Source organism: Cryobacterium sp. TS_SC_7, from assembly GCF_056156285.1.
In genome coordinates, this window is the sequence record NZ_CM149589.1 from 2788729 (window position 1) to 2803119 (window position 14391).

Genomic DNA, 14391 nt, shown 5'->3' on the forward strand with positions numbered 1-14391 from the left:
TCTCGATTGTGGGGATGGGCTTGGATGAGTCTAGGCGAAATTGGGCCGTGTTGCAGGCTCCGCATTCCCTGTGAGTCGGTAGCCTAAGAGCCTGCTTACCTCCAGGGAAATGGTGTGGCCGACGAGAGCCCGAAACTCTCGCTGCTGGGATCGCCTGGCCAACCCGGCATCGTGCCGACCTAGATGGAGACCCAGTGAGACTCAAACGCCTGACCGGCCTGACCGTGGCAGTGGCCCTCGCGGGCGCATTCCTGGTGGCGCTCGCGCCGCCTCCCGCGGCCCAAGCCGCCGACTCCTCATTCTTCGATCCGGCTTACATCATCAGCGACAACCTGTTCTTCGACGGGTCCGCCATGAGCGCAGCCCAGGTTCAGCAATTCCTCAATGAGAGGGTGCCGAAGTGTCGCGCAGGGTACGTCTGTCTGAAGGACTATCGACAGGACACCCCGACCCGTGCCGCGGTCTCCAACGACTGCGCCGCCTATCAGGGCCAGGCCAACGAGTCGGCCGCGCAGATCATCGCCAAGGTGGGCGCTGCCTGCAACATCAGCCAGAAGGCGATGATCGTCCTGCTCGAAAAGGAGCAGGGGATCATCACGGACGACTGGCCTTCGGCGCGGCAGTATCGCAGCGCCACCGGCTATGGATGCCCGGATACGGCCGACTGCGACACGGAGTACTACGGCTTCTTCAACCAGGTGTACGCCGCAGCGCTGCAATTCCAGTACTACGCCAACAATCCGACCCGGTGGCGTCACGCCCCCGACCGCTGGAACGCAGTGTGGTACCACCCCAATACCGGATGCGGCAGCAGCTCGGTCTACATCAGGAACCAGGCGACAGCCGGCCTCTACAACTACACGCCGTACCAGCCCAACCAGGCGGGCCTCGCGAATCTCTACGGGTCCGGCGACACCTGCAGCTCCTACGGCAACCGCAACTTCTGGCGCATGTACTCGGACTGGTTCGGCTCCCCGATTGAAGGACCCGAGACATACATCGAGCGGGCCTACCAACGCGCCGGCGGTTCCGGCGGCTATCTCGGCGCACCGACAACGAAGGTCACCAAGTACACGGCAAACGGCGGCGGGTACGTTCGCGGCTACGTGAACGGCGCCATCGCCTGGTCCACCGGTACTACCGCGTACGTCCTCACCGGCGCCATCCGCACCGCCTATGGCCAGGCGGGGGGCATTACCGGGACTCTGGGATGGCCGACGTCCGACCCGAACAGCATCGCGGAAAACGGCGGCGGCACGGTCCAGGGGTTCCAGAAGGGGGCCATCGTGTCCTCCAAGGCCGGTTCGTGGGTCCTGTCCGGGGAGATCAGGAACCAGCTCGCACGAGCGGGCGGAGTCACCGGCGATCCCGGGTGGGCGACCGCCGCCCAGACCTGCGACGGTGCGGGTCTGTGCACACAGCCCTTCACGGGCGGCACGTTCTATGCCTCGCCCGCCGCGGGCGGCAGCTTCGTCCCGACCGCACTGCTGGGGGCCTACACGGCTGCCGGAGGCCCGGCGGGAAGCCTCGGACTGCCGACGACTGCGCCGTCGACCCTGACCGTCAACGGCGGCGGGCGCGTGCAGGGATTCGCCAAGGGTGCCATCGCCTGGTCCCCGAGCGGCGGGGCCCACGTGCTCTCCGGTTCCATTCGGGACTACTTCGGCACCGTCGGAGGAATCGGCGGATCCGCCGGCTGGCCGACGTCGGACCAGCTCTGCGGAGCAGCCGACTGCTCCCAATCGTTCCAGGGTGCCAAACTCTATTGGACGAAGGCAGGTCAGGGGGCATACGTCGACGCACGGATGGCGGGCGTTTACGACAAGCTGGGCGGCACGAGCGGGACGACCGGGTCGCTCGGCCTGCCGACCTCCGGTGTCGTGGCCCTGTCGGCCAATGGCGGCGGTGTTGTGGAGGCATTCCAGAACGGGGCGATCGCCTGGTCTCCGAACGGTGGCGCGCACGCTCTGACCGGGGACATCCGCACCGCGTTCAATCAGGCCGGCGGCATCGGTGGGACGCTGGGCTGGCCCACGGGGGATCAGTCCTGTAGCGATGCCACGCGGTGCTCACAGACGTTCGTGGGCGGCACGCTGTACTGGTCGTCCACCCTGGGGGCCTCGATCGTCGGGACCGCCATCAACGGCGCCTACACGACGTCCGGTGGACCCACGGGGATCCTGGGCTGGCCCACCAGTGGCGAGATCTTCGTCGCCGCGAACGGGGGAGGATCGGTGCAGACCTTCGAGAAGGGAGCCATCGCCGCGTCGAAGCAGTCCGGCGCCTTCGCCCTTCGCGGCGAGATGCGCACGTACTACAACACCCTCGGAGGCCTGGGCGGCTCGCTCGGCTGGCCCAAGGCCGAGATGACGTGCGACGCAGCCTCGGTGTGCACCCAGCCATTCACCGGGGGCGTTCTCACCTGGACCCCCGGCTCCGGCGGAACACGGAGCTGAGTGCACCGAGCGCCCTGAACCGGTAGCCATCCCGGGAAGGACAAGAAAAACGGCCCCGTTCGCACGAGCGAACGGGGCCGTTTTTCTGTCGCAGTGGTGACCCGGGTGGGGTCGCGTCGATGCGGCCGGGAGCGTCAGGCCAGCAACGGTGCGTTGATGAGAACGTAGGCGTAGAGGGCGACCGAGTAGCCCAGGAGGATGCCGACCGCCCACCGGTTCCTGATCGTCAGCCCGGCCAGCAGCAGGAACGACCCGAGGATCGGGGCCCCATAGCGGGGCGGAAGCGGAAAGTAATTGCCGGTCGTGACATGGATCATGATCGCGAGCATGGGCGCGAAGAACAGTGCGGCCAGTGTCACGGACACCACGATGGGGGTGAGTTTCGATCCCTTGCGCAGGGTCCAGAAGGCACCCAGAACCCCGGTGACACAGATCCAGCTGAGCGGCGCAACCACAAAGCCGGGAATCGCATAGGCGAGGTTGGTCGAGCCCGATATGTTCACGTTGGAAACGATCGTGCCCGGGAGGAAGGTCGCAACCTGTGAAACGAGCTCCTCAGGCGTGAGCGGAATGCCGATCGCCTGATCGACAGGGATGCCGACCGCTTCTGCTGAGCGGAACGCAAGCCAGGCCAACTGGGCGCTCACTGACGCGCCGAGCGCGAGTACGGCGAAGAAGATCAGCCCGAGGGACGACCGGTTCTGCTGGTGCGGCCTGCGGGTCTTCCACCCTGCCCATTGGGTTTGTTTGAGCTCGAGCAGCCACAGAATGAGCAGGTACAGGGCGGCCAGGCAGACGCCGAGAACGTTCGTCACCTTGAACAGGACCGCCACCGTCGAGATGACGGGGAGCCACCATCCGGACCACTGGCCGCGACCGATCTTCACGGCGGCCAGGAGAAGGAGAATGCCGAAGGCGAGGGAGGGAGCATCCGTGCTGATGTACGTATACGTCCACCACGCGAACGGAGACGCGATCACCGCGAGCCCGAGTCCGAGGATGACTGGCCGCCGAATGCGCCACTGCCGGAGCAGCAGATGCAGAAGCACGGCGGCCAGCCCGAGCCAGAGCGCCCCGGTGACCCGCCACGACGAGAGTTGGTTGATCCCCGTGACAGTGTGGATGGCGTCACCCACCACCCGCGTCACCGCAAAGTAGGCGGGAGTGTAGGCATCGGCCGACGTGACGCCCTTGTACGGGAACGACGACAGATCCGCGAGGCTGCTGCCGCACGTCGGACCCATGGGGCCGTAGGGCGTGACCCCGTCACACGACATGATGACGAGGGCTTCCGTGCCGATCTTCTCTCCCTCGTGCACGATGCCCTGGACGGGCAGCTTGAACAGGTAATCCACGTACACCCACTCGTCCACGGGGGACAGGGCCGGACCGTGGTTCGCGGTCACGACCGCTGACATCCCGAAAGACGCGATGACCAGAACGACCGGCACCCAGAGGGCGATGAACAGGCGCCTCCATCGCGTCGCGGGAGAAGCGGCGGGTGTGACGATTTGCTCGTGTGGCACAGTCATATCAATCTCTCGGAGGCGGCCCGGAATCCGTCGAGAATACCGGCAGCCCCGTTGTCTGGAAGACGGATGGGGCGTGAACGGGTGCGCGCGCCGACTAATGGGCCGCATACCATGGGTACTTCGACCTTAGTCGTGAGCACAGATGATCCCGGGCAGAGGGATGGAACCAACAGAAGGATGGATAGCACCGTGAGCCCAGTCGGCGAATCCTTCGAACCGATCACCGTGGTGATCCCCGTCTACAGCGGAGTCGCGCCCGACCATCTGCGGAGGGCTCTGGGCAGCATGCAGGACCAGTCGCTCCCTGCCGACGAGATCCTGATCGTGGAGGACGGGCCGCTGGGTGACGGCCTCGATGCGGTCGTCGCCGAACTCGGCGCCTCCGATCCCCGCGTGCGCAGAATCTCCCTGGCCCAGAATCGGGGAGTGGCCTACGCCATGCAGGCCGGCCTCGAAGCGGCCAGAAACCGCTGGGTCGCCCGAATGGACGCGGACGACATCTCGTTGCCGAACCGTCTGGCCGCGCAGGCGCAGGCTGGCGCCGGTGGCCGGTACGCGGCCATCGGCGCCGCCATGCTGGAATTCGAAGGCGACGAGGAGAACATCGTCGGCCTGCGTGTCATGCCGCTCACGGAGGAACGGATCCGGCGGTACGTCCTCACGAACAGCCCGATCAACAACCCCACCCTCTTCCTGGACCGCGATGCTGCACTGGCCGTCGGCGGCGTGCGTCATATCCCCAATATGGAGGACTACGACCTGTTCGCGCGGCTGGCCGCCGGGGGCTACCCGATGCTGAATCTTGCCGAACCGCTGCTCCTGTTCCGGGCTGATCCAGCCATGTTCAAGCGCCGGTCGGCCCAGGGGATGTTCGCCGCCGAGGTGCAGATGCAGAACAACCTGCGCTCGTACGGTCTGATCAGAACGCCCCGAATGTACGCGAACATACTGATCAGAAGCGCGTTCAGGGCGCTCCCGCAACGTGCGCTGAGGTTCACCTACGCGCTGATGTTCCGGGTCCGCCCCGCCGACAGCAAGGGCCTAGGCTCGAAACCGAATGGGAAAGGCGCAGCCGAGTCCGATGGATTATGAAGCAAATGGAACGACCGAGGACGGCAGCCCGGCCGGGGTGACGATGAGTGAACCAGACCGGATGATCGCGGCCAGAACGTGGCTCGTGATCCCGTTGTTCAACGAAGGCACCGTTGTGGGAGACGTTATTCGTCATGCCCGGGAAACCTTTCCCAACGTCGTCTGCGTCGATGATGGCAGCACGGATGACTCGGCCGAGGCGGCGCGGCGGGCCGGCGCCCACGTCGTGCACCACCCCATCAACCTGGGCCAGGGCGCGTCCCTGCAAACCGGACTGCGGTACGCACTCACCGACCCGGGGGCAGAGTACTTCGTCACCTTCGACTCCGACGGCCAGCACCGCGTCGAAGACGCACTGGACATGGTCCGGCGGCTGGCGGCGGAGCCCCTCGACATCGTCGTCGGGTCGCGCTTCCTCGACGACCGAACGAAACCCGGCGCGATCAAACGGCTGGTCCTCAAGGCTGCCGTCGTCTTCCAGAACGTCACCTCCGGTGTGCGTCTCACCGACGCGCATAACGGGCTCCGAGCGCTGTCCCGCCACGCGGCGAGCTCGATCCGGGTGACCCAGAACCGGATGGCGCACGCGTCCGAGATCGTCAACGAAATCGGGCGGCTGAAGCTCCGGTACGCCGAGCAGCCGGTGCACATCATCTACACGGACTATTCGAGGTCGAAGGGGCAATCCGTCTGGAACTCCGTCAACATCATCAGCGACCTCATCTTCAAATGACCGGATTGCGAGGGACGGAACCCCATGGACGCTAATCAAATACTGATCAAGACTGTCTTGATCACAGTCTTCGCCGTTCTGGGCCTGGTGATCCTGCTGCCCCGCCGCGGTGCGCGCGGGATGGCCATCCGCCGGCTGACGCTGGTGCTGGTCATGGTGAGTGCGGTCATCGCCGTCATCTTCCCGAACCTGACCAACTCGGTCGCTGCCGTGCTCGGCGTCGGCCGCGGAACGGACCTGCTGCTCTACGGGCTGATCGTGGTCTTCCTCGGCTTCGCTGTCACGTCATCCGCTCACAACCGGCGACTCGACCGGCAGATCACTGATCTGGCCCGCCAGATCGCACTGACCGAAGCAACCACGGCGCACGACGGCCGTACCCCGACGGAAGATGGCAGTCCCGCATGACAACTCTGGTGACCGGCGGCACAGGCTACATCGGAGCACATATCGTGGATCTGCTGCGCGAGCAGGGACGGTCCGTCGTGATCGTGGACGACGTCGTCACCGGCATCGAGGCCCGCGTGCCCGGGGTGCCGATCGCGCGGATGGAACTGTCCGAAGACACCGCCGTCGCCCGCCTTCGCGACCTGATGATCGAACATCAGGTGGACGAGGTCGTGCACCTCGCCGCGCGCAAGCAGGTCGGCGAATCCGTGCAGCGCCCCACCTGGTATTTCCAGCAGAACCTCGGTGGCCTGGCGAACCTGTTGGCGGCCATGGGCGAGGCTGGGGTGTCCCGCCTGGTCTTCTCGTCATCGGCCGCCGTGTACGGCAACGGCGCCGGAGTCCCGCTCCTGGAAACAGACGAGACCAGGCCGGTGAACCCCTACGGCGAGACCAAACTCGTCGGCGAGTGGATGATCCGAGACGAAACGGCGGCGCGGCCCCTGCGCGCGATCAGCCTCCGGTACTTCAACGTGGCAGGCGCAGCTCGGCCCGAGTTGGCCGATCGCGCTGTGCTCAACCTGATACCGATGGTCTTCCAGAAAATGGCCGAGGGTCAGAACCCGGTCATCTTCGGAGACACGTACGACACAGCCGACGGCACATGCGTCAGGGACTTCATCCATGTCGCCGACCTCGCGGACGCGCACCTGGCCGCGCTCACCCGGCTCCATGAGCAGGACGAGCCCTTCGATACCTTCAACGTCGGCACCGGCCGCGGGTATTCGGTGCGTGATGTGGTCAACGAAGTGGCAATCGTCTCCGGCGCCGACCTGCAACCGTCGATCGAGTCACCCCGCCCGGGTGACCCTGCCTCCGTGGTCGCCGACGTCGACAAGATCGACCGCGTCCTCGGCTGGTCCGCAACCCGCTCCCTGACTGACATGGTGAGCTCGGCCTGGAGCGCCCAGGAATCATTCCGGTGAGTGACTCCACCCGCGGCACACGGCGGGGCAAGGTCAGCATCGTCCTCATCGGTGGGGCGACAGTCGTGGCCGGGGTCTCCGGCTACCTCGTCACCCTGGCGGTGGCCCAGCAGGCCGGACTGGCCGCCTACTCCGTGTTCGCGGTCTTCTGGGCGGTGCTCTATTTCATCGTCGGATGCCTGTTCGGCCTGCAGCAGGAGATGACTCGAGCCGTGTCGGCGGGAGCCCGTGCGCCCCTCACATCGGCACCTGCACGGCCCCGCGTTCCGGTCCCGAGATTCGTGCTGCTCGCGGCCGGGCTGGTCGGCGTGTTGATCGCGGTGAGCTTTCCCCTCTGGGCGATCCCGGCCTTCGGCGCGGACCAGCTCGGCTTGGTCGTGCCCCTTTTCGTGGGGGCCGTGGCCTCGGTCGCGGTCGCCTCTCTGAGCGGTGTGCTCTCCGGTCTGGGCCTGTGGGCCGACCTGGCCCTGATCGTGGGGCTGGACGGGGCCATGCGCCTGGCCGCGGTCCTGACGGTGCTCGCCCTCGGCGGAGACCAGACCTGGCTGGCCTGGGCGGTCATCGTGCCATTCCCCATCACCGTGGGAATCGCCCTGACGGTTGCCCGCAGACGGTTGACACCTGCCCGGTATGTCGGCGGAACCTACCGCGGGCTGCTCTGGAACAGCTCCCGAACCATAACGGCGGCCGCAGCCATGGCGGCAATGGTCACCGGGTTCCCGGCGCTCCTCTCACTGTTCTCCGACGGAGTCGACGCGGAGTACTTCGGCGCACTCATCCTGGCCATCACGCTCCTCCGGGCGCCGCTGCTCGTGCCGCTCACCGCCTTCCAGAGCTACCTGCTGGTCTTCTTCGCCTCCCGCAGAGCCACGATCATCCGTGCTCTGGTCCTCTTCCTCGCCGTGGTCGCGATCGGCACGACGGTGTTCGCGGGGCTGACGGCGCTCTTCGGCGAGCAGGTCTTCGTCTGGCTGTTCGGCGACAAGGTCCGGCAGGTGAGCGACCTCCTGGTTCCGCTGGTGTTCGCGTCGGGCATGATCGCCGGACTCTTCGTGACCGGACCGGCCGTTCTCTCCCGAGATGACCATGCCGCCTACACGACGGGCTGGGTCGTCTCGGCCATACTGGCCATGGGGGCGGTGCTGATGCCGTGGGCCATCGGTGATCGCGTGATCGCGGCCCTGGTCATCGGGCCGGCCGCCGGATTGATCATCCACATCACATCCGTTGTGCGCGGGGCTGCAGAGCGGAGACAACACATTTCAGAGGACGTTGAATGAGGGCACCGCGGGTCAGGTCAGATCATCGCGCGAGCGGCGCACCGCGCAGCACCAGGTCGGTCTTCTGGACGGCCTTCGCCCTGATGGCGATGCTCACCACCCTGTGGTCGCTGGCCAGCCCGATCTTCTCCGTTCCGGACGAGAACGCCCATGCCGTCAAAGCCATCGCGCAGGTGCGGGGTGACCTCACCGGGCACGCCGTGGAGGGGGTCAAGCACTCCGTCGTCGACCTGCCCGAGGAGTACTCCTACAGCCAGCAGATCGTCTGCTACCTGTTCCAGTCGGAGATGACCGCTGACTGCGGGTTCGAGCTCGGGGACGAGGGCGGCAACGAGTGGTTCAACACCTGGGTGAGCGCGTACAACCCCATCTACTACTATCTCGTCGGTTGGCCGACACTCCTGCTCGACGGGTCGGCCGGGATCTACGCCATGCGCATCGTCAGCGGCCTGCTGTGCTCGGTCTTCGTGGCCTGGGCGTTCCAATCAGCGATGTCAGTGCGGCGTTCACGCTGGCTGCCTTTCGGGTTGGTCTTCCTCGCGGCGCCCATGGTCGTGTACCTCTTCGGGTCTGTGAACCCCAACGGCATCGAGATCGCTGCGGCCGGCGCGCTCTGGGTCTCCCTGCTCCGGCTGCTGCAGCACTTCGACGGCCGTGACCCGGGAGTGGTGTCATCGCTATCCCGTCGCCACCTCTGGCTCATCGTCACGGTTGCGTCGGTCGTGCTCGCCACCGCTCGAGCGACGGGGCCGCTGTGGCTCGTGGTCGTGGTCGGGCTGTGCTTCGCGGCCACGGGTTGGCGGGCGGTGAAGACTCTTTTCACGACGGGTTCCTCCTTTGTCGGGCTGGCTTTCGTGGCGGCCGGCGGGCTGTTCTCGATCCTCTGGACCCTCGGCGGCGGCAGCCTCTCCGGCCAGGCGGATGCCTCGGACGCGCCCCAGGTGGGGGCATCCTTCGTGCAGGGTTTCGCCTATGTCATCAGTCTGACGCCGGACTATTTCCAGCAGGCCATCGGGTTCTTCGGATGGTTCGACACGCCTCTCTCGACTCCCACCTACTGGCCGTTCGTGGCCGCCCTGGCCCTTCTGGTGACGCTCGCCCTCACCGGACTGGACCGACGCAGCGTCGTGACCATGGGTGTCGTCGTGGCTGCCGCGGTGCTGGTCCCCGCTCTCGTGCAGGGCTACAGCGTGCACCAGACCGGCATCATCTGGCAGGGCCGTTACGGGCTCTTCCTCTACGTGGGGGTGACGCTCGTGGCCGCCTGGCTCCTGTCCGGGCGCTCGGGCCGCCGCCTGGCGTTCCTGTCCACCCGCCTGACCTGGATCGGCCTCACCCTCGTGGCCGCCTACGGCCTGGGGGCTTTCTTCCTGGTCCTGCGGCGCTACGTGGTCGGCACGGACGAATCGTTCAGCACGATGTGGGAGAACCCCAGCTGGGCGCCACCGCTCGGCGCAATGACCCTGGTGGCCCTCTACGGCCTCGTGTCGATCCTCTTCGTGCTGTGGTCCGGCCGCCTGGCCCTCACGTCCGCGCGGGCCGACGATGCAGCTGAAGCTGAAGCTGAAGCTGAAGCTGAAGCCGAAGCCGAAGCCGTCACAGGCACCGCGGCTTCCGCGCCGGCCGAGCCGGAGACTGAGATCGTCCGTGCCTGAACCCCGGGTCGCGGTCGCTTTCGACTGCCTGTTCCCGGTCAACGCCGGAGGCGGCGAACGCGTGTACCGCCGCCTGGCAGAACTCTTCGTGGAGCGGGGGTGCCCGGTCGACTACGTGACCCGCGGGCAGTGGCCGACGGATGCGCCCCCGGCGGCGCCGTTCACCCTCGTACCGGTCTGGCAGGGCGACATCTACGACTCGGGCGGCACCCGCACCCCCCGAAGCGCGGTCGCTTTCGCCGCGGCGCTGTTTCGGCACTTCCTCCGCCGGCGCGGGAGCTACGACGTCGTGATCGTCAGCACCCTGCCGGTGCTGAACCTGTTCGCGGTGCGGCTCGCCCTGTTCGGCACGCGCGCGCTCGTGGTCGCCGACTGGCTCGAGGTCTGGCCGTGGCCGAAGTGGCGGGAGTACGCCGGCGCGCTGCCGGGAACGATCGCCTTCCTGCTGCAGACCGTGGGCATCCGTCTCGGTGATCTGCACACCGTCAACAGTGCGTTCACCGGCGCCCGGCTGCGCCGCTACCGGCGCCGTGCGCAACCCGTCACCCTGGGGCTGGTCGATCTCGTCGGCGAGGAGCCCGAGGCCTCGACAGAACGTCCGGCTGATCCCTACCTGATCTTCGTGGGCCGGCACATCGCCGACAAGCGCCTGGTCGATCTCGTTCCGGCTCTGCGGGAGGCTCGCGGGCAGTTTCCATCCCTGCGCGCCGTCATCGTGGGCACCGGACCGGAAACGCCCCGCGTCGCCGCGCGGGTCGGTGAACTCGGCCTGGACTCCGCCGTCGAGCTGCGCGGTCGGGTGAGCGACGACGAACTCCGGGATCTCGTGCGGGGTGCCCGCATTCTGGTCAACCCGTCGGCCCGGGAAGGCTTCGGGCTCGTCATCGCCGAGGCGGCGGCATTCGGCACGCCCAGCGTGGTGGTCGCGGGGCCCGACAATGCCGCCGCGGAGCTGGTCGTCGACGGCGTCAACGGCTACGTGGCCGCGTCCGTGGGCCCTGCCGCACTCGGTGCGGCCATCGTGCGGGCCGTCGAGGCCGGCGAGCCTCTGCGCCGCTCCACCCTGGACTGGTTCCAGCGGGAGCGGGTCAGTCACGGTCTGAGCGCCTCGGTCGATCAGATCCTGGCGCGCTACCGCTCGGCGAGGGCCCGCTGAAAAGACGCCACGGTGTGCCGGGCGGTCCTTGCCCACGAAAAGGTGCGGGCGCGCTCCCGGCCCTGCGCTGACAGGCGGGCCAGCTCGGCCGGGTCGTCGAGCAGGCCGGTCATCGTCGCCGCGAGGGCGGCGGCATCCTGGGGCGCCACGTAGACGGCCGCGTCCCCGGCGACCTCGTGCAGCACCGGGATGTCCGAGCAGACCACGGGGCAGCCCCGGGACATGGCCTCCAGCACCGGCAGTCCGAAGCCCTCGAACAGGGTCGGGAACACGATCAGGCTCGACTCGGCGTAGAGCCGGTCGAGTTCCTCGGAGCTCAGCCAGCCCCGCAGCGACACCCACGCCTCCAGGCCGAGCCCGGCCACAACGGGGGCGAGCGGGTCGTCGCCGTGGCTGCCGGTGACCGTGAGGTGCGGCCGGGACTCGGCGGGAACCAGGGCGAGGGCCTGCAGCAGCAGCGGGAAGTTCTTGTGCGGCATCCGGTTGCCCACCGCCAGCACGTGGCGCGGCAGCCGGGGGAGTGGTTCCGCGTGCGGGCTCGCCGGTACGTCCGTGTCCTGGCCCGCGAGCGGCACCACGTCGACGCGGCCGGCCGGCACCCGCAGGTAGCGCACGATGTCATCTGCCGAGGCGACGCTGACCGTGAGCACCCGGCGGGCACCGTGCGCCGCCACCCGGATCATGGTGCGCAGAACGTGCGAGTAGGCCCCGGGCACGTATTCCGGATGCCGGAACGGCAGCAGGTCATGAACCGTGAGCACCACGGGGACCCGCGACCAGACCGGGCCGAGGTTCGCCGGACAGTGCACCAGATCGGCGCGCAGCCGCCGGGCCGCCTGGGCGACCGAGAAGAGCTCCCCGCGAGCCCAGGCGATCCGGTCCTCGCCGCTGATGCCGGAGTCGACGATCTCGCCCGGGAACCAGGACGTGTCCATGCCGGCCAGCTCACTCGAGGCAAGGCCGACGAACTCGAGCCCGTCGGCCTCCGGCTCGATCCGGCCGTACACCTCCCGCACGTATGACTCCATGCCGCCCTTCCGGCCGGTGAAGAAGAGCAGGTCGACGAGGATGCGCCTCATGCGGCGGCCGCCACGACCAGTGCCGCGGCACGCACCCGGCGGCGCCGCGCGAGCTCGTAGACCACGGCCGACGCCAGCTCCGCGATGAGCAGACCGAGGAACACGGCGGACAGGCTGTGCAGTGCCAGGCCGACCCCGGCGAGGGCGAACGCCATCACGGAGACGGCGGCGCGCAGCCCGGTGAGCAGCCGTACCTCGCCCATCCGGCGCAGCGCGGCGAACGGAATCGTCGTGGCGAGCGACGCGGCCCGCCAGCCGCAGGCGAGCACGAGCGGCAGGATGGCTGCCGAGCTGGTCCAGACGCCTCCGAAGATGAAGCCGAGCACGCCCGTGCGTTCGAGCACCACCAGCACCACCACGGCCGCGAGCACCGCGCCGGCGGACACCGCGATGTCGAGGCGGGAGTGCTCCTTGAGCAGGCGCAGTCGCATGAAGTTCAGGGGGATCGCGAGCAGACCGGACACCGTCGCGATGGCCGTGAACAGCACCGCCTCGCCCGGTCCGATCAGCGTCAGGATCATGGTGTTCAGGAGCGGGTAGATCACCCCGGTGATCGCCGTGTCCGCCACCACCCAGCCCATCACGGCCGGCTCGGGGCGGCTGGCCCGGTGGGTCACCGGCAGGCAGCGCACCAGGGTGGCCAGCGCGATACCGGCCACGAGGGGGATCAGCGCCCAGTCCTGACCGGTGAAGGCGGCCAGGACGCCGGTGAGGGCACCCAGACCCACGGTGACGGATGCCCAGATCTCCCGCAGATCCAGACGCTCGGCGACCGAGACGCCCCGGCCCACTTCCAGTGCGGCGATCAGCAGGGGCAGGCCGAGGCAGAGCACGATCGGGTTCGTGGCGTTGAGGGCGATCACCCCTGCGGCGACCAGGGCGAGGCCGGCCAGCCAGAGCGGGAACACCACCCGGCGTTCGGTGGCCGCCGAACTGAGCCGGGACTCCAGCACGACCGCGAAGGTGAGCTGGCCGGCGAAGGTGGCCACCATCACCGCCACGGCGATGATTCCCTGCTCCGGCCGGCTGAACAGCCGGGACGAGATGGCGACCGTGGCCGCGGGGATGACGGCCAGTGACACACCCCCGAGCAGGGTGATCAGGCTGAGAGTGGCCCGCCGCAGCCGCAGGGGGGACGGCAGATCGGCCGTCACCGGGTCACCGCGGTGAGCGCGCCGGCCGGGCCGAGGGTGCGCCCGAGCATTCCCTCCAGCCGGCCGAGGAACACCCACCAGCCGTCGAGGAGGGCGTTCGTGCCCCGATTGCGCAGGCCGAAGAACAGGCCGCCGCCGAGGAACGCGAACCGCCACCACAACGGATACCGCCAGCGGGTCACCAGACGTCCCAGCCCACGGCCGTAGCCGCGCAGTTTGTGGCGGCGTTCCGCGCTACTGAGCCCGCTCGGGTCGCTGATCCCGCCCACCGTGAGCGCGGGCGGCTGCCAGGCGAAGCCGGGGTGCTCCCCGGCGCGGATCAGTTTCAGGAGCAGGTCGGTGGCCTCCCCGGCCTGCCACGGTGTCGGGGCGCCGGTGCCGATCTCCGGGTCGAAGCCGCCGATCCGGTCGAACACGCTGCGCCGGATCAGGATGCCCATCTCGATCACGCTCCAGACCGTCCACCGGGTCAGGGCCGCGCCCGGCTCGGGCACAACGAACTTGGGCCCGTTCTCGTCGACCACCGTGAGGGCTCCCGCCCGGAAATCCTCGGGGAGGAGCCGCATCCGTTGCAACGCGCCCGACGGGTACCAGGTGGTGTCATTGGGAAAATTGAGCAGCAGGTCCCGGTCGGCCGGAAGGGCGGCCACGCCCGCATTCCGTCCGCGGGCCGCGCCGGGCGGCGACGTCGTCACGATGATCCGCATGCTCTCCGAGCGGTAGACGGATGCGAGGGCCTCCACCTCGAGCAGGTTGCGCTGGGCGACGACAACGAGGGTGTCTCCGGCAAGAAGCTGGTCGGAGAGGGAATCGAAGAGCCGCTTCAGGCTCTCGACACGGCCGAGCGTTGACACCACCAGTCCAAGGTCCACACAGCACAT

General features: G+C 68.1%; 12 protein-coding genes. 8 read left to right on the top strand and 4 right to left on the bottom strand.

All coding sequences use genetic code 11. The annotated features are described in order from the left end of the window. The first annotated feature begins 194 nt into the window (after positions 1-194). A complete protein-coding gene (locus AC0J5J_RS12815) occupies positions 195-2456 on the top strand; it encodes a hypothetical protein (protein WP_474898341.1) in 2262 nt (753 codons plus the stop codon). A 134-nt stretch (positions 2457-2590) separates the two neighbouring features. On the opposite strand, the gene AC0J5J_RS12820 is transcribed toward AC0J5J_RS12815, so the two are convergent. After that, entirely contained in the window at positions 2591-3982 is a 1392-nt protein-coding gene (locus AC0J5J_RS12820; protein WP_474898343.1) for a hypothetical protein, read from the bottom strand. A gap of 195 nt (positions 3983-4177) precedes the next feature. Here AC0J5J_RS12820 and AC0J5J_RS12825 point away from each other — a divergent pair, with 195 nt between their 5' ends. The 7 genes from AC0J5J_RS12825 (at position 4178) to AC0J5J_RS12855 (ending at position 11277) form a co-directional block, all read left to right on the top strand. Continuing rightward, positions 4178-5080, top strand: coding sequence for a glycosyltransferase (locus AC0J5J_RS12825; RefSeq protein ID WP_474898345.1), 903 nt, complete (start codon positions 4178-4180; stop codon positions 5078-5080). A gap of 61 nt (positions 5081-5141) precedes the next feature. Further along, positions 5142-5813: a glycosyltransferase family 2 protein gene (locus AC0J5J_RS12830; protein ID WP_198414246.1), complete on the top strand. Its 672-nt coding sequence runs from the start codon at positions 5142-5144 to the stop codon at positions 5811-5813. Between the two features lie 57 nt (positions 5814-5870). Next, the gene (locus AC0J5J_RS12835) at positions 5871-6221 is read left to right on the top strand and encodes a DUF2304 domain-containing protein (RefSeq protein WP_198414245.1); all 351 of its coding nucleotides are present in this window, start codon (positions 5871-5873) and stop codon (positions 6219-6221) included. Continuing rightward, entirely contained in the window at positions 6218-7186 is a 969-nt protein-coding gene (galE, locus tag AC0J5J_RS12840; protein WP_474898347.1) for a UDP-glucose 4-epimerase GalE, read from the top strand. The genes AC0J5J_RS12835 and galE overlap by 4 nt, the downstream gene beginning before the upstream one ends. Beyond that, on the top strand, positions 7183-8466 hold the full coding sequence (locus AC0J5J_RS12845) for a hypothetical protein (RefSeq protein WP_474898348.1): 1284 nt from the start codon (positions 7183-7185) through the stop codon (positions 8464-8466). The genes galE and AC0J5J_RS12845 overlap by 4 nt, the downstream gene beginning before the upstream one ends. After that, entirely contained in the window at positions 8463-10121 is a 1659-nt protein-coding gene (locus tag AC0J5J_RS12850; protein WP_474898350.1) for a DUF2142 domain-containing protein, read from the top strand. Before AC0J5J_RS12845 ends, AC0J5J_RS12850 begins: the two co-directional genes overlap by 4 nt. Beyond that, positions 10114-11277, top strand: coding sequence for a glycosyltransferase family 4 protein (locus AC0J5J_RS12855; protein WP_474898352.1), 1164 nt, complete (start codon positions 10114-10116; stop codon positions 11275-11277). Before AC0J5J_RS12850 ends, AC0J5J_RS12855 begins: the two co-directional genes overlap by 8 nt. On the opposite strand, the gene AC0J5J_RS12860 is transcribed toward AC0J5J_RS12855, so the two are convergent. Genes AC0J5J_RS12860 through AC0J5J_RS12870 form a run of 3 tightly spaced genes read right to left on the bottom strand, consistent with a single transcriptional unit; the run spans position 11253 to position 14382 of the window. Then, positions 11253-12356, bottom strand: coding sequence for a glycosyltransferase family 4 protein (locus AC0J5J_RS12860; protein WP_474898354.1), 1104 nt, complete (start codon positions 12354-12356; stop codon positions 11253-11255). The two genes, AC0J5J_RS12855 and AC0J5J_RS12860, sit on opposite strands and share 25 nt — an antisense overlap. Further along, positions 12353-13510, bottom strand: coding sequence for a hypothetical protein (locus AC0J5J_RS12865; RefSeq protein ID WP_474898356.1), 1158 nt, complete (start codon positions 13508-13510; stop codon positions 12353-12355). Before AC0J5J_RS12865 ends, AC0J5J_RS12860 begins: the two co-directional genes overlap by 4 nt. Further along, positions 13507-14382 (bottom strand): glycosyltransferase family 2 protein, encoded by an 876-nt coding sequence (locus tag AC0J5J_RS12870; RefSeq protein ID WP_474898357.1) that lies wholly within the window; start codon positions 14380-14382, stop codon positions 13507-13509. Before AC0J5J_RS12870 ends, AC0J5J_RS12865 begins: the two co-directional genes overlap by 4 nt. Positions 14383-14391 lie beyond the last annotated feature (9 nt).

Bases quoted from the DNA above. Each gene is read 5' to 3' on its own strand.
- AC0J5J_RS12830 (WP_198414246.1), top strand. From the start codon at position 5,142: ATGATCGCGGCCAGAACGTGGCTCGTGATCCCGTTGTTCAACGAAGGC.
- galE (WP_474898347.1), top strand. From the start codon at position 6,218: ATGACAACTCTGGTGACCGGCGGCACAGGCTACATCGGAGCACATATC.
- AC0J5J_RS12850 (WP_474898350.1), top strand. From the start codon at position 8,463: ATGAGGGCACCGCGGGTCAGGTCAGATCATCGCGCGAGCGGCGCACCG.
- AC0J5J_RS12860 (WP_474898354.1), bottom strand. From the start codon at position 12,356: ATGAGGCGCATCCTCGTCGACCTGCTCTTCTTCACCGGCCGGAAGGGC.